The 19,892-nt window shown below is 32.1% G+C and carries 24 protein-coding genes and 1 riboswitch; of the genes, 1 reads left to right on the top strand and 23 read right to left on the bottom strand.

The window, feature by feature from the left end; translation table 11 throughout:
* Window position 1: 1 nt before the first annotated feature.
* The 23 genes from ACS3UD_RS05485 to spoIIIAA form a co-directional block, all read right to left on the bottom strand.
* On the bottom strand, window positions 2–1,159 hold the full coding sequence (locus tag ACS3UD_RS05485) for a D-alanyl-D-alanine carboxypeptidase family protein (RefSeq protein WP_308137435.1): 1,158 nt from the start codon (window positions 1,157–1,159) through the stop codon (window positions 2–4).
* 264 nt (window positions 1,160–1,423) lie between these two features.
* A complete protein-coding gene (locus tag ACS3UD_RS05480) occupies window positions 1,424–2,593 on the bottom strand; it encodes a phosphopentomutase (protein WP_308140114.1) in 1,170 nt (389 codons plus the stop codon).
* Window positions 2,594–2,658: 65 nt separating this feature from the next.
* On the bottom strand, window positions 2,659–3,534 hold the full coding sequence (locus tag ACS3UD_RS05475; RefSeq protein WP_308137436.1) for a tyrosine-type recombinase/integrase: 876 nt from the start codon (window positions 3,532–3,534) through the stop codon (window positions 2,659–2,661).
* Entirely contained in the window at window positions 3,534–4,115 is a 582-nt protein-coding gene (locus ACS3UD_RS05470) for a hypothetical protein (protein WP_213924462.1), read from the bottom strand. Before ACS3UD_RS05470 ends, ACS3UD_RS05475 begins: the two co-directional genes overlap by 1 nt.
* Before the next feature lie 75 nt (window positions 4,116–4,190).
* Window positions 4,191–4,715 (bottom strand): NUDIX hydrolase, encoded by a 525-nt coding sequence (locus ACS3UD_RS05465; RefSeq protein ID WP_308137437.1) that lies wholly within the window; start codon window positions 4,713–4,715, stop codon window positions 4,191–4,193.
* A 162-nt stretch (window positions 4,716–4,877) separates the two neighbouring features.
* A complete protein-coding gene (spo0A, locus tag ACS3UD_RS05460; protein ID WP_308137438.1) occupies window positions 4,878–5,672 on the bottom strand; it encodes a sporulation transcription factor Spo0A in 795 nt (264 codons plus the stop codon).
* A 210-nt stretch (window positions 5,673–5,882) separates the two neighbouring features.
* The gene (gene spoIVB / locus ACS3UD_RS05455) at window positions 5,883–6,974 is read right to left on the bottom strand and encodes a SpoIVB peptidase (protein WP_308137439.1); all 1,092 of its coding nucleotides are present in this window, start codon (window positions 6,972–6,974) and stop codon (window positions 5,883–5,885) included.
* 121 nt (window positions 6,975–7,095) lie between these two features.
* Window positions 7,096–8,763 carry a DNA repair protein RecN gene (gene recN / locus ACS3UD_RS05450; protein WP_308137440.1) on the bottom strand — a complete coding sequence of 556 codons (1,668 nt, stop codon included), beginning with the start codon at window positions 8,761–8,763 and terminating at the stop codon, window positions 7,096–7,098.
* A gap of 10 nt (window positions 8,764–8,773) precedes the next feature.
* On the bottom strand, window positions 8,774–9,226 hold the full coding sequence (locus ACS3UD_RS05445; protein ID WP_213924458.1) for an arginine repressor: 453 nt from the start codon (window positions 9,224–9,226) through the stop codon (window positions 8,774–8,776).
* A gap of 17 nt (window positions 9,227–9,243) precedes the next feature.
* Window positions 9,244–10,053 carry a TlyA family RNA methyltransferase gene (locus ACS3UD_RS05440; protein ID WP_440977736.1) on the bottom strand — a complete coding sequence of 270 codons (810 nt, stop codon included), beginning with the start codon at window positions 10,051–10,053 and terminating at the stop codon, window positions 9,244–9,246.
* Window positions 10,054–10,247: 194 nt separating this feature from the next.
* Complete coding sequence (gene xseB, locus ACS3UD_RS05435; protein WP_308137442.1) at window positions 10,248–10,442, bottom strand: exodeoxyribonuclease VII small subunit; 195 nt, start codon at window positions 10,440–10,442, stop codon at window positions 10,248–10,250.
* Window positions 10,442–11,626, bottom strand: coding sequence for an exodeoxyribonuclease VII large subunit (gene xseA, locus ACS3UD_RS05430; protein ID WP_308137443.1), 1,185 nt, complete (start codon window positions 11,624–11,626; stop codon window positions 10,442–10,444). The genes xseB and xseA overlap by 1 nt, the downstream gene beginning before the upstream one ends.
* The gene (locus ACS3UD_RS05425) at window positions 11,607–12,575 is read right to left on the bottom strand and encodes a Kae1-like domain-containing protein (RefSeq protein WP_308137444.1); all 969 of its coding nucleotides are present in this window, start codon (window positions 12,573–12,575) and stop codon (window positions 11,607–11,609) included. The genes xseA and ACS3UD_RS05425 overlap by 20 nt, the downstream gene beginning before the upstream one ends.
* Window positions 12,572–12,976 (bottom strand): transcription antitermination factor NusB, encoded by a 405-nt coding sequence (gene nusB / locus ACS3UD_RS05420; protein WP_213924453.1) that lies wholly within the window; start codon window positions 12,974–12,976, stop codon window positions 12,572–12,574. The genes ACS3UD_RS05425 and nusB overlap by 4 nt, the downstream gene beginning before the upstream one ends.
* Window positions 12,977–13,095: 119 nt before the next feature.
* Window positions 13,096–13,485, bottom strand: a complete 390-nt coding sequence (locus tag ACS3UD_RS05415; RefSeq protein WP_308137445.1) for an Asp23/Gls24 family envelope stress response protein — start codon at window positions 13,483–13,485, stop codon at window positions 13,096–13,098.
* Between the two features lie 42 nt (window positions 13,486–13,527).
* On the bottom strand, window positions 13,528–14,307 hold the full coding sequence (locus tag ACS3UD_RS05410; RefSeq protein ID WP_308137446.1) for a SpoIIIAH-like family protein: 780 nt from the start codon (window positions 14,305–14,307) through the stop codon (window positions 13,528–13,530).
* Window positions 14,308–14,374: 67 nt separating this feature from the next.
* Complete coding sequence (locus ACS3UD_RS05405) at window positions 14,375–14,938, bottom strand: hypothetical protein (protein ID WP_308137447.1); 564 nt, start codon at window positions 14,936–14,938, stop codon at window positions 14,375–14,377.
* A gap of 75 nt (window positions 14,939–15,013) precedes the next feature.
* Window positions 15,014–15,451, bottom strand: a complete 438-nt coding sequence (locus ACS3UD_RS05400) for a hypothetical protein (RefSeq protein ID WP_440977735.1) — start codon at window positions 15,449–15,451, stop codon at window positions 15,014–15,016.
* 3 nt (window positions 15,452–15,454) lie between these two features.
* A complete protein-coding gene (locus ACS3UD_RS05395) occupies window positions 15,455–16,585 on the bottom strand; it encodes a stage III sporulation protein AE (RefSeq protein WP_308137449.1) in 1,131 nt (376 codons plus the stop codon).
* A gap of 4 nt (window positions 16,586–16,589) precedes the next feature.
* Window positions 16,590–16,979 (bottom strand): SpoIIIAC/SpoIIIAD family protein, encoded by a 390-nt coding sequence (locus tag ACS3UD_RS05390; protein ID WP_308137450.1) that lies wholly within the window; start codon window positions 16,977–16,979, stop codon window positions 16,590–16,592.
* Between the two features lie 13 nt (window positions 16,980–16,992).
* Window positions 16,993–17,190 (bottom strand): stage III sporulation protein AC, encoded by a 198-nt coding sequence (gene spoIIIAC / locus ACS3UD_RS05385; protein WP_308137451.1) that lies wholly within the window; start codon window positions 17,188–17,190, stop codon window positions 16,993–16,995.
* Window positions 17,191–17,199: 9 nt separating this feature from the next.
* A complete protein-coding gene (locus ACS3UD_RS05380; RefSeq protein ID WP_308137452.1) occupies window positions 17,200–17,703 on the bottom strand; it encodes a hypothetical protein in 504 nt (167 codons plus the stop codon).
* Window positions 17,690–18,622, bottom strand: a complete 933-nt coding sequence (spoIIIAA, locus tag ACS3UD_RS05375; protein ID WP_308137453.1) for a stage III sporulation protein AA — start codon at window positions 18,620–18,622, stop codon at window positions 17,690–17,692. Before spoIIIAA ends, ACS3UD_RS05380 begins: the two co-directional genes overlap by 14 nt.
* 292 nt (window positions 18,623–18,914) lie before the next feature.
* Window positions 18,915–19,028: riboswitch (FMN riboswitch) on the top strand.
* A 226-nt stretch (window positions 19,029–19,254) separates the two neighbouring features.
* On the opposite strand from spoIIIAA, the gene ACS3UD_RS05370 reads away from it, so the two are divergent.
* Complete coding sequence (locus ACS3UD_RS05370; RefSeq protein WP_308137454.1) at window positions 19,255–19,866, top strand: ECF transporter S component; 612 nt, start codon at window positions 19,255–19,257, stop codon at window positions 19,864–19,866.
* Window positions 19,867–19,892: the final 26 nt, after the last annotated feature.

The raw sequence follows: 19,892 nt of genomic DNA, 5'->3' as shown, positions 1-19,892 counted from the left end.
CTTATTTCATTATAGTATTCAGTATATTATTAAGATAAAATTTAAAAAGTCCTTCCTTATCAATATCCTTTTCAGGATAAAGATCGTACTCTCCAAGGACTTGACCGTTCCTTGAAAGAATAGCCTTTCCTATTGCAACATCTTTGCTTAAAGGTGCTTTTAAATTTTCATCTATTAAATATTCTAAATTAAAATCTTCAATTTTACAATTACTTTCTGTAAAATAAAAAATATTTTCTTTACTTACAACATTGAAGTTTTCTTCCTTTCCGCAGTACACAGGTGAAGAGGAAATTGCTTCGCCTTTTTTATGAAATACAAGATTTTTATAATTAGCAAAGCCTTCGTTTAGCAGTTTTGTAATTTCATTAAAACGAATTTTTGTAGTGTCGCATCCCAGCACAACTGCTATTAATGTAGTATCATTCCTTTTGGCCGCAGCTGACAGGCAATACTTTGCATCTGTTGTATATCCGGTCTTGCCTCCCAAAAGTCCTTCGTAGTTGTTTATCAATCTGTTTGTATTTACAAGTACCTGCTCAGAGTCTTTCTCTTTGCCAACCCACACAGAATCCATCCAAGTAAGCATATATTCGTTAACATAATTATATTTAAGTAACTCTTTTGTCATTATTGCAATGTCGTTAGCTGTTGTTAAGTGTTCAGGTTCCGGAAGTCCTGTAACATTTACAAAATTAGTATTGTTCATGCCCAGTTCTTTTGCCCGGTCATTCATTGCCTTAACGCAGCCTTCTTCTGAGCCGTACATAAATTCAGCCATTGCAACTGAAGCATCATTTGCGGAACGCATTGATATGGCCTTCAGCATACTTTCAACATTTTGAGTTTCATTAGCTTCGAGATATATTTGACTTCCGCCCATTCCGGCGGCATACTCTGAAATTGTCATCTCCTGATCGAGTTTTATTTCCCCTCTATCCATCTTTTCTGAAATCAGCAATAAAAGCATAATTTTTGTTATACTTGCCGGCGGCATTTTATCATTGCTGTTTTTTTCAAAAAGTACCTGACCGTCATCACCGTTTATCAGTATTACTGCGTTTGACACTAAAGCATCAGGCTCAATTCCAAATGCGGGAATGGCAGTCAAATTTGCGATTAGTAACATCAAAAAAAACATGGCTATGTATTTCTTCATAAAAATTACCTCCTTTTTATGAATTAGAATAACCATATTTTGTTGATATATACAGTTGTCTTACATTTCGTGAGTTTTTTCATGAAATGTACAAAAACCGTTGAGGTATGAATATAATCGTATTATGCTTAACGGATGATTTCACGCAAAGTTTTATCTATAAAATACATAAATCAGAGTTTTTTCAAGATATACTCTGATTTATGTATTATTTCATATGTTTTTATGTCGAATTATTCAATATTTGGTCTATTTCCTGAAAAATTATTTAAGTATATTTCCCAGCACGCTTGTTCCTTCGATGTGGTTTTCTATATTAAACATGTTAAGAATTGTCTTGCCTATGGATGCATAGGTATCTAGGATGCCTAAATTGTTATTTCCTTGAATGTTTTTTCCGTATAAAATTAAAGGAATATACTCTCTTGAATGATCGGTACTTTCAGTTGTAGGATCGCACCCATGATCTGCAGTAATTATGAGTACATCATCTTCCTTAAGGTTATCAATTATTTCCGGAAGCTTGTCATCAAAGTATTTCAAAGCATCGGCATAACCCTGCACGTTGTTTCTGTGACCATATACCATGTCAAAGTCAACAAGATTAGTAAAAATTAAGCCTTTAAAATCTTCTTTCATTGCATTCAATGTTGCTTCAATGCCTTCTTTGTTGTTGTGGGTATGGTTAGATTTCGTCATTCCCTTATTAGCAAATATATCTTCAATTTTTCCTATGGCGAATACTTCCATACCGTTATTTTTAATATAGTCTAACATAGTGTCTTCAGGAGGAAGCAATGAAAAGTCTCTTCTGTTTTCTGTTCTTGTGTAATTTCCATCTTTGCCGATAAACGGCCTTGCTATAACCCTGCCTACACCGTGCTCTCCCTTAAGCATTTCTCTGGCAGTTGCACAGATTTTGTAAAGTTCATTTAGCTGTACAACCTCTTCATGAGCTGCTATTTGAAATACAGAATCTGCAGATGTATATACGATAAGATTTCCTGTTTCAATGTGCTCATTGCCTAATTCTTTGATAATCTCTGTTCCTGAAGCAGGATAGTTTCCAATTGTTTTTCTCCCTACTTTTTTTTCAAATTCATCTATGAAATCTTTTGGGAACCCTTTTGGGTACGTTGGAAATGGCTTTTCAAGCACCAGGCCGCTTATTTCCCAATGGCCGGTTGTGGTATCCTTACCTTTTGATTTTTCAGTACACTTGGCAACAGTACCGGTATAACTGTCGGATTTTTTTATATCCTCAAATCCATCAATATTTAAAAGACCTAATTTTTCTAAATTAGGCAGTGAAAAATCATCTATATTTTTATATATATTTTTTACTGTATTGCTACCGATATCTCCGTAATCTGCAGCATCTGGAAGTTCACCAACTCCCACGCTGTCCAATACTATTAAAACTGCTCTGTTTATCATAATGCCTCCCTAATTCTTATATCATAAACTTACACTAGTGCAAGTAAGTTAGTATACATATATTATACTCTTGGAAATGTCTTTTTAAACACTTCCAATGATTTAAATTCAACGCTACATAAATAGTTCTGAGCTGCAGCAAGGCTGCTAAGTCCCATCAACTCCTGAACGGTTCCGAGATCTGCTCCGTTAGAAAGCAAATGAACCGCAAATGAATTTCTTAATATCTGGGGCGACAATTCCTTGCCTAATTTCATTTTTTTCTCGTAAAACTTTAATATTTTCCAAATCCCCTGCCTTGAAATTGATTCGCCGGTAATATTGATAAATAGGAATTCATTGTCTTCTTTACATTTCTTATCCCTGAAGTTATTCATGTAATTGTAGATTGAATTGTTTGCATGTTTACTTAATGGAACTATTCGTTCTTTCTGTCCTGATATGTTAATTATGCCGGTATTAAGATTAATGTCACTTTTTTTGATGTTTATCAGCTCAGTCACTTTAATTCCGGAAGAATACAATAATTCCAGTATTGCTGAATCTCTGCTTCCTTTGAATGTGTCTGTATCCGGCTGTTTCATCAAAAGGGTTACTTCATTCTCGGAAAGTACCGCAGGAGATTTTTTAATTTGTTTAGGGCTGTGTATGCTTATTGCAGGATTGTTATCTACAAGCTTGTCTTTTTTTAGAAATTCAAAAAAATTCTTAAGTGCTGAGATAGTTCTTGATATAGTTGAAGAACTTTTACCCTGTTTTTGAAGGTTCACAAGATACGTAAGTATGTGAGCTTTTTTGGTTTTAACTAATCCAAGCTCATAATTATTGTAAAGATATTCTTTAAAGCTGTTTACGTCATAAATATACGAACTTATGGTATTATCGCTTAATTTTTTTGAAATAAGATACAACTTATAGTTAACTATATTTTTATCCATTATCTCACCAACAATCTGCTTAATATTAGTATATAATAGCTGTATAAAAAGCTGTAGCCTGCCACAATTAACAAATATACCAGAGACAGCTTTATGTAGCTCGATATAATTATATCAAATTTATGCGAAATAGTCTCTATGTTTTTTGTTTTTTTGGTATATTTTGAAATAGTTCCTGATATAAAAGTAAAATAGAACAATAAAGGAAAAAATACAAAATAATCGGTGAACGTCATGAAAAAGTATTGGCTGTCCATTCCGAGCGTTCTTATTAAAAAAATGACTGAAAGGCCATAATAAACCGATACAAACACAAACAGAGCAGTTATTATGTTTCCGTACCCTAATATTGTCAGCACAATGACAGCTGCAAAATATATTAAATTTCTTTTTAGTGTTGCTGCAAATATCTCTGAGACTTTCATAGTGCTTATGCTTTCATAATTGATGTTTGTCAGGCTTGTCTCTCCGGCACCAATGTAAATAAGCGCTGACAGCATTAGAGAGAATATAAATACAGCTAATAAAAATAAAAATCTTTTATTTTCTGACTGTATCAATTTCTTTAGTACATTGTTCATAAAAAAACCTCCTGAAAAGCTTTATACAATATATGCTTGATCAGAAGGTTTAATTCTATTTATGATTTATCAAAATTAAGAATTCAGCCAGTGTATGATTGCTATCAATGTCTTACTGTCTAAAATCTTTCCTGTTTCCAGCATTTTCTTTACTTCTTCTTTGCTGACTGAAATGCTTTCTATGAATTCATCTTCATCAAAATTTGTGGAAGTAAATGTCAGCTCTTCAGCTTTAAATAAAAATAATTTTTCGTTTGAAAACCCTGGTGAAGTATAGAATTCGAATAATTTTTTAATTTTTTTAGCTTCAAAACCTGTTTCTTCCTTTAACTCTCGCAAAGCACATTCAATAGGTTCTTCAGCTATATTTATTATTCCTGCTGGAACCTCATACAGAAAATCCTCTACAGCCTTTCTATATTGTTTTACAAGCAGCATTTCATTTTTTTCGTTTACTGCCAAGATGGCAGAAGCATCTTTATGTTCTACTATTTCTCTTTTAGTATATTTTTTGTCTTCAAGCTCAACTGTATCTACTCTTAAATTTATTATTTTACCTTCAAAAATTTTTTCACTTTTAACGGTTATTTCAGTATTCAAAATTGCCTCCTCATTATTGCAATTTTTATATTCATTGTATTTTGTATATCCGCTTTATTGTAATAATAATAAATGTTTTTGTCAAGCTTATTATTAATATCACTAGATTGTTACAAAAATGCAATATACCGATACTATCAGTATATTGCATTAAATAAATAATTATGATACCTTTTGTTCTAGCCTAAGCTTATCAGCTATCATTGCAATAAATTCTGAATTAGTCGGCTTACCTTTATTATTATGTATAGTATAACCGAATATATTGTTAATAGTTTCTATTTTTCCTCTGGTCCATGCAACTTCAATTGCATGCCGGATTGCTCTTTCAACTCTGCTTGGAGTGGTACTGTATTTTGAAGCTATCATTGGATACAATTCCTTAGTAATAGCTCCAAGAAGTTCAATATTATTTACCACATCTATTATTGAAGTTCTTAAGTATTGATACCCTTTTATGTGTGCCGGTACTCCGACTTCATGAAGAATTTCAGTTATTTTAACTTCAAGACTTAATTCTGCATTTACTTTTTCGTTATATACAATTTCTCTGCTCTTATTTTGAGCTCTTGAAGTTTCAATATCCGACAATTGAATTAGTCTGTCCGCAAACGATTCAAAATTAAATGGTTTAACTATGTAGTAATCCACACCCATATTAATTGCTCTTTGAGTGACTTTATCATGGCCGACAGCTGATAAAATAATAACTTTAGGAAATTTTTTAAGTTCCTTTTTGTGTAGTTTTTCCATTACCCCTAAGCCATCCAGATGCGGCATGATTATATCCAATATTAATATGTCAGGCTCATGCTTCTCGACTGCTTCCAGCGCCTTTATCCCATCATCGGCGACATCCACAACGTCAAATATGTTCTTACTTAGCAAAAAATCCTTAAGAATAAGCCGAAATTCCTTGTTGTCATCAGCAATAACTACTTTAACCTTTTTTTTCATTTTGATTCCCCCATTGTTAATATTTTTATCTATAAGATATATACGCAGAATTTTCAAAAAAACCTTTTTTTTCCTAAAAATATTTTTTATTTTTTTAAAATATTTTTTTTTTCTTCTGCTTAATTCTATATATATTATGATTTTACAATATTATACTAAAATTTTCAGTAATCTATAAAAAATATGAATAGGAGCGGCATTTTGCCGTCCCTAACTGTTGGAATTACTGTAAATTTGATCAAAAATCCATTCAATATATATTCCGTATCCCTTTGTGGGATCGTTCATGAACACATGTGTAACGGCACCTACAATTTTATTGTTTTGAATTACAGGGCAACCGCTCATGCCTTGTATTATACCGTTTGTAAGATTAAGTAAATCATTGTCAACAATTTTGATTACAAAACTTTTTTCACCCGGTTTGTTTTGATAAAACATTTTTGTTATTTCTACATCATAAACCTGTATTTCATTGTTAACACAAGAAAAAATTTGTGCCGGACCTATGCGCATTTCTTCCTTTTTACCAACTTCAATTAAATTACTGCTGAAATAACCCAGACTAGCCTTATTTATATTTCCATAAATACCGAAGTTAGTGTTATTCTCAACTGTACCCAGACTGTTTTCATCCCTTATAATATATCCTATAATTTCACCAGGTTCACCCTTTTTTCCCGATTTTATGCTTGTAATGTTTGCTTTTGATATGGTTCCTGCTTCAATATCTATTAGGGAGCCTGTTTCCGAATCTGAAATGCCATGCCCGATGGCACTGAATTTACCTGTATCAGGATCAATAAAAGTCACTGTTCCTATTCCCGCAATATTTTCTCTGGCCCAGAAGCCAAACTTTATTTCATCACTTTCATAAATTTTAACAGGCGTAAAATTTAAATCAATAATGCTTCCATGTCTTTCTATGGTGAAGTTATAGTTCTTAATTCCATGTTCTTCTGTGTACTTCAAAATATCATCAGTTGTTTCAATAACAATTTCATCAATTTTAAGTATTTTATCTCCAATTTGCATTCCTGCTGCTTTAGCAGGAGATAGTGATAATTTATCGGTACCTATTATATCAGCCAATCCTACTACCAATATTCCTGCAGTTTTCAATTCCACGCCTATGGTCTGCCCTCCGGGTATTATGTACTTACCTTCGGATTCCATTACCTCATTATCTAATTGTGTTAAGACATAGGGATTTGTTTTAAGATCATAGCCAAAATAAACCGCCGCCAGTAAAATTGCAATAAAAAAAATAAAGAATAAAACTCTTTTAGCGAAATTTTTCATTATGCTCTCCTTCAAGTTTTATCTTTAATTTCTCCACTAGGCACTTTATTATTCGTGTGTCCTGCTTACTTAGCAGCCTTTTTTTCGAAAATCTAGAACTTATGTTACTGAATTTACAGATTTATGCAGTAATACTTGATTCAATTAAATCTTTTGCGTTATTTAAAGATTTTTCGGTAATTTTCATGCCGCTCAGTAATCTTGCAACTTCGTAAATTTTGCTTTCTTTATCAAGTTTTTTTACAGTGCTGTAAGTATTTCCATTAACAACTTTTTTTTCAATTAAAAAATGATTTTTAGAAATTGATGCAATTTGAGGGGAATGTGTTACACAAATCACCTGGTGTTTATCTGAAATATAGTTCATTTTTATTCCTGCCATTTGAGCTGTCTTCCCGCTTATACCTGAATCAATTTCATCAAATACCATGGTTGTCTGGGAACTTTCAATGTCTGAACTAATTTTTTTAAATGCAAGCATAATTCGGGAGGCTTCTCCTCCCGATACCACTTTTTGCACAGAATTCAAATCACTTCCGGCATTGGTTGCTATAAGAAATTCCACATCATCAATACCGTCCGGCGAATAATTGCTTTTTCTTTTAATGTTCACCTTGAAACTGATGTTTTTCATATTAAGATCGTTTAGTTCTTTAAGCAGCTTTGTTTCAAGCATTTTTGCAGCACTTTTTCTTTTGCTTGATATTCTTTCAGAATAACTTACCAGCTTGCTGAATATTTTATTTTTTTCTTCTGTCAGTTTATTCATTTTATATTCTGCTTCTTTTAATAAATTTAATTCATTTTCTGAAGCATTTCTATAGTCACTTATTTTCTCAATTGTAAATCCGTATTTTCTCTTTAACCTGTTGATGAGAGACATTCTGCATTCTATTTTATCTAGTTCATTTTCATTAAACTCCGTTTTTTCGGAATAATCTCTTAAATCATAGTTTAAGTATTGTATTTCTTCAAGCAATATATCAAGCCTTTTTATAAAAGCTTCCAAATTTTCGTCATACGTTTTTATTCTATTCAGAATTGTGTAAACGTTATTCAGACTACTGTCCAGACTCAGTAAATTATTGGCTTCATACAATGAACTTTGAATCTCTTTGATATTTGAAAGCTTTTTAATTTCTTTAAGCAGTTCCTCTTCTTCAGATTCTTTTAAGTCAGCTTCGTCAATTTCATCAATTTCATATTGAAGTTGTTCTATTTTAGTATTTTTGTCAATGAGTTTTTTCTTAAGAAAGTCTATTTCACTTAACTTGCTGCTGTATTCTGCATATATTTTAGAATACTCTGATAAGTCTTTATCCATATCTTTTTGGATAAGGCTGTCCAACAAAGCAATATGCCTTTCTTTTTTAAACAGGCTCTCGTGTCCGAATTGCCCGTAAATATCAATTAAATAGCTGCTTACTTCTTTTAGTGAGCTTAATGGTATAGTTCTGCCGTTTATTTTGCTTATACTTTTTCCGCTGTCCAGGATTTCTCTTGATATTATAAGATAATCTTCTGAATCGATTTCAATATTTATTTCATTCAGTATGTTTTGAACTGCTTTAAAGTCTTCAATATCAAAAACAGCTTCAAGAAATGCACTATTCTTACCTTTTCTTATTAAATCTTTTGAAGCTCTTTCACCAAGAATCAGTGACAACGCTTCAATCAATATTGACTTACCGGACCCTGTTTCTCCGGTAAAAACATTAAATCCTTTATTAAATTTAATAGATTCTTCTTCAAATACAGCAAAATTGCGTATACTTAAGTTAAGCAGCATGCTATCACCACTATCTAATATTCTTTTTAAATTCTTCTAAAACATATTCTACATTATCCATAGATCTTATTGCTACAAACACGGTATCATCTCCTGCAAGAGTTCCTACTATATCATCTACTCCCATGAAGTCAATCGCTGATGCACATATCTGAGCTGCTCCTGGTATCGTCTTAAGAACAATAATGTTAAGAGCATTGTCAATGGAAACAACGGAATTTTCAAATATTTTATACAACCTGTCTGTGATTCCTTCCTGACTTTGCCCTATTGTAGCATATTTGTATTTCCCACTTTTAGCCATAACCTTTACAAGCCTAAGCTCTTTAATGTCTCTTGAAATGGTAGCCTGAGTAACGTCGATTCCCATAGCTTTCAAGCCATCAGCAAGCTCTTCCTGAGTTTCTACTTCTTTTTTTGAAATAAGCTCAAGAATTTTTGTTTGTCTTGTATACTTTTTCATTAGTCACCTCATAAAATTCAATTTTTTTTATAATAATCAAAGGCTGTATTTATTAAGCCCTTGAAATTTGATTCAGAAATAACCGAGATTTGACCGGATTCTTTTCTGATGTATCCAAGGTATTCAATGTTGCCGTCGCCGCCCTTTACCGGAGAAAATGTCGCTTCCTTTAAACAAAGTCCGCTCTCAGCACAATAAATCTGAATATTATTCAAAACATCCAGATGAGTTTTTTTGTCTTTGATGATACCGTTTTTCCCTACACTATGTCTTCCAGCTTCAAACTGAGGTTTAATAAGTACGATTATATCTGTTGATTCATTGCTTATATCGTAGATCTTTGGAAAAATTAGTTTCAGAGAAATAAATGACACATCTGCAGTAATGATATTGATATCCTCTTTAAAAACAGCGGTGTCTATATATCTGAAGTTTGTTCCTTCAATATTTATTACGAGTGCATTTTTTTTTAAAGATTCGTGAAGCTGGCCATGTCCAACATCCACAGCATATACCATCTTTGCCTGGTTTTTAACAAGATAATCTGTAAAACCTCCGGTAGAAGCACCTATATCCACCGCTGTTTTATTTTTTATATCTATATTAAAATGTTTAACGGCTTTTTCTAGTTTTGATGCACCGCGTCCAACATATTCAAAATTATTTGTTATTTTTATTTCATCCAAATCAGTTACTCTACCAGATGGCTTAGTCTGTAATCTGTCATTAACATATACGCTGCCTCCGATAATTAATTGTTTGGCTTTCGCTCTGCTCTCAGTCAAACCTTTTGTTTGAAGATATACATCGAGCCTATATTCTTGCATTAAATACCCTTTCATAACTTTACATAATTATTCTGTTCAGGATGAAAACATTTGAACAATTCAATAGAATTATAGCATAAAAATTTATAAATATCAATTGTATTTTTTTATTTTATTAGAAATTAAATACTTAAAATGAATAAATATTTTGTTTATTCAATATGGAGCGTGTACGCATACTGCACACATTACAACTATTTAAACGTTTCGTCAATTACCTTGATTTTTCTTTGTGTGTCTTCAAGTTTTTTAGCACAATAAGAATATGCTTTCATTCCTTCTTCATAATTTTCCAGCAGCTGGTCTAAAGACAAGCTGTCACTTGTTTCAAAATCCTGGACTATTTTTTTTAAGTTTTCTAATGCACTTTCAAAGCTGTTATATTCCATTATTCCACCTCTTCAATTTTAATTGCCTCTGCCGTAATTTTAAAATCTTTATATGTTATGTTAATTAAATCATTCTCCTCAACTTGGCTGGGTTTTTTTATAATCTTCCCTCTATTATCTGTTACAAGAGCAAATCCTTTTTCCAAAAGCTTTTTATAATTGTAGCTGTTAAGCTTTTCGTTAAGGATTTCCAGACAGTTGGACCGACCATTGATTTCTGCGGTTACATGGCTTGTTATAGCATTCTTGCAGTTTTCAACTTGACTTTTAAGCCTATATATATCATCAATAGGAAGATAGCTTTTCAAAATATACTTTGATGATTTGATTTCTGCCTGCTTAATTGTAATTATATTATGTGTCATATGTTTAAGTGCATATACATATCGTTCCAGCTTTTCTTCAACATCTTTATATCCTCTGATAATTCTTTCTGCCGCTGCTGTAGGTGTATGACAATATATATCTGCTACGTAATCAGTCAGGGTTCGATCTGTTTCATGACCTATTCCGGTTACTACGGGAATACTTGATTTATATACTTCCTCGGCAACTTTTAAGTCATTAAAAACATTCAAATCCTCAAAACTTCCACCTCCTCTGGAAATAAGTATAACATCTGCATTGTTTTCATTAAAAAAATTGACCCCGCTGATTATGCTGTCTATTGATTTTTCTCCCTGTACTAAAGTGTTGTAAATTATTACCTCAAAATCTGCCCTTACGCTTTCAAATGTCTTTAATATATCTTTAATTGCTGCACCGGACTTTGAAGTTACTATTCCTATTTTGGAAGGGTATTCCGGCAGCTCCATATGTCTGTCAAACATTCCCTGAGACTTTAGCTTTTCCTTTAGTGATTCAAGATCGGATAATATTTTACCTAACCCTATTCTTTCTATGTTTCTTACTGTTAGCTGGTAGACTCCTTTTACCTCATATAAGGAAATTTCTCCGTCAGCGATAATTCTATCTCCGTTTTTTGAAATGTTGTCAGCAAAAAAAGCAACGCAATTAATACATGACGCTCCGTCGCACAAGGAAAAGTATGTGTAACCGGTCTTACTTAACCGGATATTTGAAATTTCTCCTTCTACTCTGAGGTTGTTTAAAATTGAGTTGCTCATTAAATATTTTTTTATATATTGATTTAAAACTGATACCTTAATTGGTTTTATCTTCATTATACCACCTGTCCATTATGGGCATCAACGAAACTCCCACGGCATTATCAGATGAATTTTCTTTTGTCGGAAAGATTATATTAAAATCATTTTTTAACTTATCAAAAACTGCATTTCTTATTATAACGTTTGAAGCTACTCCTCCTGCAATTATTATAGTATCAAAATAATTGTTTTCTTTGATATAATTAATAATATGCACAATACAGTCAGCAACATATCCAAATATGGAGTTAATTATTGATTCTCTGCTATATTTATCGGCAAGAATTAGATTTTTATAATAGTTCTCCATACCTGAAATATTTATATAAGAATCTCCGCTGATTGCAGGGAGCTTGATCTTTGCAAATTCATTAATTTTTACCATACAATTTTCCATATGCATTCCGCATGGAAACGGAAAACCCATAAAAGTTCCTAACCTGTCAATAAGCTGTCCGAAGGTTATATCTTTGCTTCCGCCTTTAACGAGGGCTTTATAACCTTTTTTAACTTTTCTTACGTCTAAAAATTCCGTTGTGCCGCCTGAAATATGTATTGCTAATATATTAGATGTATGTTCTTGGTATTGTTCTATCAATGAAGCCGCTATATGGTTCTCCTGGTGAGAATATTCAGTATAATCACAGTTCAAAGTTTTTGCGATTGCTTTACCATAATTTTGTCCTACCGTAAAAACCGGCATATATGATCCTTCCACATTTCTCGGCTTTGAACTGACGCTTACTATTTTTATGTTTTTTAAATCTTCTGTTAGCTGACCGTACAAAGTATTAAAATTTTTTAGATGTTGAAAAACAGCATCCTGCTGCCTCAATCCTTTCTGTCCTATAGGAACATTCAGAATAATTCTATTATTGAATTTTATTTCTCCGGTTCTTAAATCGGCCAGTGCAATTGAAGTTGTATATGCGCTTGTATCTATGCCGAGTACATACTCTGTCATTGTTCAACACGCCTTACGACTGTTCCCAATATTCCGTTAATGAATTTATGTGAATCTTCGTTCGAATATTTTTTGCTTATCTCAACAGCTTCGTTTATTGAAACAGATGCCGGTATTGAATCATTATATAAGATTTCTGACAGAGCAATCCTGAGCACAGCCAGATCAACCTTTGCAATTCTGTTTATTTTCCAGTCTTTTGAGTTTTCTGTAATACACTTGTCAATTTTGTCAATATTATCAATCATATCATCCAGTGTCTTGTTCAGATATTCGATATCAACACCCTCTATTTCAAAGTGGTTAATGTACTTGCAAGGAAGAGATTTATCAAATTCTTTGTTTACATCCATGCAATATGCGATTTTAACTGCTTCTTCTCTTGTTTCTTTTCGTTTCATGCTTCCTCCGTTTGCAGGTATACAACTATCGGCTGTTTTCTTTATCCCGCTTGTGAAAATAATTATAGATTGACAACAGGAAAATGTCAATCTATAATAGCTTTTTATATTTTATTCGATTATTCAACTATCTCCGTTTCAATAACATCTTTATCTTTATCTTTTTCTTGGATTATGTTAAGTACATGAACGTTAACGGCAGCTACAATCATGTCTGTCATCGTTTCTATTTCTTTTTTGACAGCGGCCTGAACTTCTTTTGCTACTTCGCTTATTTTATAGCCATATTCAACATTAATAAAAATGTCTAAAACAACCGTGTTTTCATTTATTTCAACCTTTATTCCTTTAGAATAATTATTTTTCGAGAATAGGTTTGAAATTCCCTCAGCCATGCCTGTTCGTGTTGTGCTTACGCCTTTTACACCGCTGGTTGCTATGCCAGCTATTATAATAACTACATCATCAGATATTTTCACCTGGCCGAATTCTAAATTTTCGTTATCCATCTTAGCACCTCCTCAAATGATTATATCAGAAGTTGTAAATTTTTACAAATCAATATTATCAAATTTAACTATTTTTATTTGCTCAGGTTCATAGCTTGTTTCTGATACAATTACATCCAATATTTTTGTTGCATCCGCTTGCTCGATCTTATCATTTGTCACTACCTTAACAGTATCGGAATCAACTATTACAGCAGTTTCGTTGTATCCTTTAGATTGAAGCATGAGCTCAATGTTGTTTTCTTTTTCTACAAAGTCATTTTTGTTTAGCAAAAGAGCCTCGAATTGACTTTTTGTTTCGGCAGAGATGGATTCATTGCTTATGCTTTCTTCGAGATGGTCAATTACATCCATATTTTTCTTATCCTTGTTTAATTTAAAATTAGCAAAGCTTGAATTAAGCATATCAAAGATACCTTCAGACGAAGCCGTCACTGCATCATCATCCAACAATATATCTGTTATATCACCAAGTATTACATAATCTGATTCTTCCTCAAGTATCTCAGCAATAGATGCTTCTGTGTCTGATTCGGAAGGTACTTCCGGTTCTTCAGTTTCACCAGAATTAACAGCTATATCTGTTGTATCTGTCTGTTCCATTACTTCTACAAGCTCAGCCCCACTTATTTCCTCACTACTGTTTTCCAAAATCTGAGACAAATCACTGCTTGAATCTTCAGAACTAATTTCGTCCTGCAATTGTGCATAATCTTCTTCACTAAATATGTTCTCCGGCGTCATGGTCATATTTATATAACCAATGATAAATATTATTGCCAAAGAAGTTAAAAATACCAATGTTTCCTTTCTCATAATCATAATTACCCCCTGAGTTAAATTCAAAAACTGCTTCGTAGATATCCAAACCGATAAAGTTAAACAAAAATTATCTGTTGGAAACTACTATTTCAATATCGTTTAAGTTAATATCTAATAAAGTTTTTACACAGTTCATGAGAACCGGGTAAATATCTTTATTGCCGCTGTATTTAACTACTACAAGTACACCTGAGATTTCAGGATATTCGTAGTATTTTGGTACAACTTGGTTATTGTTTCCAAGAACCATCTGATTTTGCTTTGTCTCTCTTTTTACCTCTCTTTTAGTACCGTCACCGCCCACTTCAACATTTGTTTCATTGCTTGTATTTTCATCATAAACAGGTTTCATTTCCGGAGTGTTTTTAGTATAAATCATAACATCCGCACTATTTACGCTTTCAATTTTTTCCAGTATTTGTTCTAATCTTTTTTCCAATGAATATACATAATTTTCTGTTGTCAAATCCGGGCTTTCATCGTTGCTCAAGGTAACATCAGAAGTTTTGGTACCTATTATACTGGAGGTATCAAGCTTGAGTATCAATGAAATAATAACCAGCAATATAAATATATTTACTGCGTACTTTAGGTTTTTATTGTCCTTGAACATATTAAAAAAATTATTCATATGTGCCCCCATTATTTTATTCATTTAATGCAAAAGTTTCTGACACTTCATTTAAACGTAACAGTGAAACGAAGTCTATTGTATATATATGTTATCTGAACTTGTTTGCAAGATTTCAGCCATATCAGTTTTTAATCTGTTTACTTCATCCATACTGAGCAATTTGTTTAATGTAACTACTGCTTTTATATCCATGTCATCGTTAAAATTCATCGTTATATCCCTTACTACATCATCTCCTTCAAATATTTTTTCATTTATTGAGTCAATAAAATTCTGATCAAAGTTTTGTATACTTACTTCTCTTTCATAAGCATAATCTTCAGGTTTGATATTATTTAATATATTTAAATCTATTCTTCCATTTAAAAATATATTATCCAGAATATAAATCATGATAAATATTTTAATAGTTATTCTGGAGAATTTTTGCGTTTTTCCTTCCGGAAAAATTATCATTATAATGTTAAACATAAGAATTAAAATTAGTATGTTAATTATTGTATTTTTCATAAGCTACCCAAAAATATTATTTATATAATTCAGTAAAATTGAATAGTAAACAGTCACGATTATAATAGGAGTCATAAGACATATTAAATATACGTAAAACATATCGGCCATCTCATAAATAAGCTTGGATATATTTTCATTGAGCGGCTCCGTCAACACTCCCACTGTCTTGTACAGCACCAGAGCAAGTGATATTTTAATAAGAGATCCTCCGAATGCCGAAAACATAAATATTATTATCACAATTCCCAGAACATCCTTTATCATTAGAATACTTTTTAAAAATACTCCGAAAAATTTACTCACCGCATTTCCGATTATGGGTACGGCAGAAGGAGATAATGCTTTTATGGAATTAATAAAAATATTATCTGTCTTGTATAATATATATCCTTGTACAGAAAAATTTATGACTACAATAATCATGTAACCTGACAAAAATAATAATGTTGCCTTTTTCAGAAACTTATACATTAATTTGGCATTTATCAGCTTGCTCATATTGTTTATCAATATAACCGTAATGAGAACAACAGTCATAACGTCGGTAAAGGAATAAATAAAACTTGTAGTTATACCTATAACATAATTCAATGACGTATAAAAAAACTGAAGTATGCTTAATTTGCCGAATGTAAGCATTGCAGCCATGAATACAGCGTTTATTTCTTCTGTTATTATTTTAAACTTAGCAAAGTCTGCCTTCATTATGTTTTTTATGCTCAAGACATCCTTTAAAACTATTGTAAATATTATCATAACCGAAAACAGAACAACTATATCGGAAACGCTGTGACTGGAAAATTCATCAGAAAAATACTTAATTATTGTTAAAATCATGCAGATTATCAATATATAGGTGCCGGTACTTACAATCTCTTTTATAAAATTTTTCTCGTTTTCGATCTCATACAGAAAATAATCCTTTATGCTGATATCCAGCCTGCCCTTAAACGCATTTCCTATAATTTCTCTTATATTTATATTGTTGTCACTAAAATAAGAGTTGTTACTATTTATATATTCCTCTAGATTTCCAATGGGTATCTGGTCAATTGCCTCATCTGTTACAGCTGCAAACGCATTTGTAGATATTGATAATATTATAAAAAACATTATTATTATTTTTTTCATTTTATCACCCGTTAACCAGCAGCATTATTTGATCAAGAAATATCTTTATTACATCAATTGAATAAATAAGTATAATAAGCTTACCTGCTATTTCAACCTTCTTGCCTATTGATTCATAATTTAAATCTTTACAAAGGAGAGAAATAAAATCACAAATATACGCTATTCCAACGATTTTAAGTATAGTAGAAAAATACTCCGATTTTATGTTATACCTTACAAACAGATTTACGAATTCCTGTATATATCCCTTAAGCTCTCTGAAAAGTATGAGCATAATCAGTATGCCGAAAATAACCGTAATATGGACTTTGAATTCTTTATTGAAGTTTGAAATTGTAATTCCGAGAATAACAGTGATTAAAGCAATAAATATTATTTTTGCCAGCAACATATCATTCCTTTCATCAATACAAGTTAAATACTGATTTTACCTCCATAAATAAATCATTCATCATTCCCACAATGAGAGCCATAACAACTATAACTCCGGTAAGAGTAACAAACATAGCCTGCTCGTCTCTTCCTGTTTTAGATAAAATCTGATTAAATACAGCCACAACTATTCCTATAGCACCAACCTTAAAAATTAAATCAATATCCATAATTTCCTCCTAAATCAAAATAACCGCTGCTAAGCACCCCACCAATATAGAAATTCTGTTGTTAAGATTTTTTTTCTCAGTGTGTGACCTCACAAAGCCTTTCATTGAATTCTCCATTTCCCTGATTGTAAAAAGAAGTTTTTTATTCAGCACATCTGAATAGGCACTTCCGTAATAATCAACAATATCTGAAAAATATTTGTTAAAGTCATCCGGTGTGTGTATTAGCTCCTTCATGAAATTTTCCAGCTCATATTTATTTTTTTTATGTATCAGGTGTTCTTGAAGTTTATTGCAGATTTTTTTGGTTTCATCATTTTTGTAATTGTATTTCAGGTATATTTCTTCATATGACAGCTTCATATCACATGAATATGTTCTTAAATAGTCCGTGAAATTCAAAAGTTCTTCCATGCTTGCTATACATTTGTCTCCGTAATCATTTATGAATTTAAAAATTAGTTTTACGGTTACTATAGTCAGGACGAACAACATCGATTTAATCCAAATCATTAAATATCACCCTATTCTTTTCAAAATCGTAAACCTCTTTGACAATGCAGGGTTTTTTGTTATTTTTTAAAATTATTGCTCTGTCAAAAAGCTTATTATCAATTATCGGCTTCATATATATGTTTTTTTTCAAGTCTTCCAGGCCGAAGCCGTGGGCAGTTGCTATTATATTTACACCACTTTTAATTGCATATTGAATAATTTCGAAATCTTCCTTTGAACCCAATTCATCAGATATTATTATTTTTGGAGAGAGTGCACGTATTCCCATTATAAATCCTTCTTTTTTCATGCAATATGAAAGAACATCCGTACGTCTCCCCACATGCATTTGAGGTGTACCATTGTATACCGCCGATATTTCTCCCCTTTCATCTATAAGAGTAATATCGCAGCCTTTATAATACGGTTTTGACGTTCCATCGCTGAGGTTTGCACATACATCCCTGATAAATGTCGTTTTACCAGACAGAGGGGGGCCAATTATTAAAGTATTGTAGATATTTTTGCTGGAGCTTATAAAATATTTTATATATTTTTCTGCACATCCGGGATATTCCCTCGCTATTCTTATATTTAATGAAGTGATATTTTTAAAACCTTTAAAGTGCTCACCTTCATATATGCAATCACCTCCAAGTCCTACCCTGTGACCACCTTCGACGGTTATGTATCCGTTTCTTATTTCCTTTTCAAATGCATGAATTGAATTTCTTGTAAGATTTGAGATGGTATCATCTATATCTTTTTTGCTGATTATGTAGTTAAAATTCAAGAAATCGTCTAATTTTATTCTTTTTATCATTATGGGAAAATTAATCCTGAGTCTTACTTCAACAGTATCTCTGCCAATCAGATCTGACTGCTTGGACATAACATTCCTTACACCGCTGCTTAAGAATTTTAAGATATCATTCATTTTTCCTCCTAAGTACTAAATCTTGTCCCCTTAATCTATAATATTATGAATATATAAAATTATGATAATTTGTATATATAATTTTATATAGATAAATCGCAGATGACACGTAAATAACAGCAGGAATGTAAACTCTTTAAATGGAATCGTCGAAGTTTTAAACTGAAATCTAACTGTGCCTTTTAAATTTAAAGAGACAGAATTTAATTTTTCAAATAGATAGATAAAAAATTATCAAATTATTTTTAAAATGGTATTTACAAATATAAAAAAGATGGTATAATTACAGTGTAAATATCTTCAGGGCAGGGTGTAATTCCCGACCGGCGGTAAAGTCCGCGAACCGAAAGGTTGAATTGGTGAAATTCCAATACCGACAGTAGAGTCTGGATGGTAGAAGAGATTACTTGCCTAAAAGTGAGCAGAAATTTCTATCGAAATAAGCCTCTGAAGATCTCAGAGGTTTTTTGTATGCCCTAACCCCATTTTTTATAAAAAAATGGTTGGTAGGTCAACCGCAACGAATTCTCAAATTGTGTGAGCGATAGCGAGCAAAAAATTTGTTGAATGAGACTGTGATATTTTTAAATGGTCTTAGTCCTCTGATATCTTTATAATTCTAGGAGGGAAATATGAAAAGTATGATTTCAGCGAATCAAAGAAACAATGCAAAGGTAGTATCAAAAGTAGGTGTGTTGTCAGCGGTAGCGACAGTTCTGATGCTGTTTGAATTTCCGCTGTGGTTTGCGCCGAACTTTTACCAGCTGGATTTCAGCGAGGTTCCTGTACTTTTGGGCACGTTTGCTCTAGGCCCTGTAGCGGGAGTAGCAATTGAATTTGTAAAAATATTAATAAATTTTGTATTAAACGGAACAGATACAGGAGGAATAGGCGAATTAGCAAACTTTATAGTAGGATGCTCCTTTATAATTCCTGCCGGCTGTATATACAAACATAAAAAGTCCTTTGGGACAGCTATTATAGCAATGCTTGCCGGAACATTAACTCTGGCTGCTGTCGGTTCATTAATAAACTATTATGTACTTCTTCCCGTATATGCAAAAATATATGGAGCACCTATACAGGCTTTCGTAAATATGGGAAATTTATTGAATCCTGCCATTACGGATTTAAAAACTCTTGTGTTGTACGCAGTTGTACCGTTCAATATATTTAAGGGTGTAGTCATTTCATCAATTACATTGCTGATTTACAAAAAAGTGTCACCTATTCTTCATAAATAATTTTATATATTGCTGAGTTTAAGGCT

This window comes from Sedimentibacter sp. LTW-03, from assembly GCF_052059825.1.
Lineage (GTDB): Bacteria > Bacillota > Clostridia > Tissierellales > Sedimentibacteraceae > Sedimentibacter.
This window is presented reverse-complemented; position numbering and strand designations above follow the sequence as displayed.

Excerpts from the sequence above, each read along its gene's own strand:
- ACS3UD_RS05485 (WP_308137435.1), bottom strand. The coding sequence starts at position 1,159 with ATGAAGAAATACATAGCCATGTTTTTTTTGATGTTACTAATCGCAAAT.
- ACS3UD_RS05475 (WP_308137436.1), bottom strand. The coding sequence starts at position 3,534 with ATGGATAAAAATATAGTTAACTATAAGTTGTATCTTATTTCAAAAAAA.
- ACS3UD_RS05470 (WP_213924462.1), bottom strand. The coding sequence starts at position 4,115 with ATGAACAATGTACTAAAGAAATTGATACAGTCAGAAAATAAAAGATTT.
- spo0A (WP_308137438.1), bottom strand. The coding sequence starts at position 5,672 with ATGAAAAAAAAGGTTAAAGTAGTTATTGCTGATGACAACAAGGAATTT.
- spoIVB (WP_308137439.1), bottom strand. The coding sequence starts at position 6,974 with ATGAAAAATTTCGCTAAAAGAGTTTTATTCTTTATTTTTTTTATTGCA.
- recN (WP_308137440.1), bottom strand. The coding sequence starts at position 8,763 with ATGCTGCTTAACTTAAGTATACGCAATTTTGCTGTATTTGAAGAAGAA.
- ACS3UD_RS05445 (WP_213924458.1), bottom strand. The coding sequence starts at position 9,226 with ATGAAAAAGTATACAAGACAAACAAAAATTCTTGAGCTTATTTCAAAA.
- ACS3UD_RS05440 (WP_440977736.1), bottom strand. The coding sequence starts at position 10,053 with ATGCAAGAATATAGGCTCGATGTATATCTTCAAACAAAAGGTTTGACT.
- xseB (WP_308137442.1), bottom strand. The coding sequence starts at position 10,442 with ATGGAATATAACAGCTTTGAAAGTGCATTAGAAAACTTAAAAAAAATA.
- xseA (WP_308137443.1), bottom strand. The coding sequence starts at position 11,626 with ATGAAGATAAAACCAATTAAGGTATCAGTTTTAAATCAATATATAAAA.
- ACS3UD_RS05425 (WP_308137444.1), bottom strand. The coding sequence starts at position 12,575 with ATGACAGAGTATGTACTCGGCATAGATACAAGCGCATATACAACTTCA.
- nusB (WP_213924453.1), bottom strand. The coding sequence starts at position 12,976 with ATGAAACGAAAAGAAACAAGAGAAGAAGCAGTTAAAATCGCATATTGC.
- ACS3UD_RS05415 (WP_308137445.1), bottom strand. The coding sequence starts at position 13,485 with ATGGATAACGAAAATTTAGAATTCGGCCAGGTGAAAATATCTGATGAT.
- ACS3UD_RS05410 (WP_308137446.1), bottom strand. The coding sequence starts at position 14,307 with ATGATTATGAGAAAGGAAACATTGGTATTTTTAACTTCTTTGGCAATA.
- ACS3UD_RS05405 (WP_308137447.1), bottom strand. The coding sequence starts at position 14,938 with ATGAATAATTTTTTTAATATGTTCAAGGACAATAAAAACCTAAAGTAC.
- ACS3UD_RS05400 (WP_440977735.1), bottom strand. The coding sequence starts at position 15,451 with ATGAAAAATACAATAATTAACATACTAATTTTAATTCTTATGTTTAAC.
- ACS3UD_RS05395 (WP_308137449.1), bottom strand. The coding sequence starts at position 16,585 with ATGAAAAAAATAATAATAATGTTTTTTATAATATTATCAATATCTACA.
- ACS3UD_RS05390 (WP_308137450.1), bottom strand. The coding sequence starts at position 16,979 with ATGTTGCTGGCAAAAATAATATTTATTGCTTTAATCACTGTTATTCTC.
- spoIIIAC (WP_308137451.1), bottom strand. The coding sequence starts at position 17,190 with ATGGATATTGATTTAATTTTTAAGGTTGGTGCTATAGGAATAGTTGTG.
- ACS3UD_RS05380 (WP_308137452.1), bottom strand. The coding sequence starts at position 17,703 with ATGATTTGGATTAAATCGATGTTGTTCGTCCTGACTATAGTAACCGTA.
- spoIIIAA (WP_308137453.1), bottom strand. The coding sequence starts at position 18,622 with ATGAATGATATCTTAAAATTCTTAAGCAGCGGTGTAAGGAATGTTATG.
- ACS3UD_RS05370 (WP_308137454.1), top strand. The coding sequence starts at position 19,255 with ATGAAAAGTATGATTTCAGCGAATCAAAGAAACAATGCAAAGGTAGTA.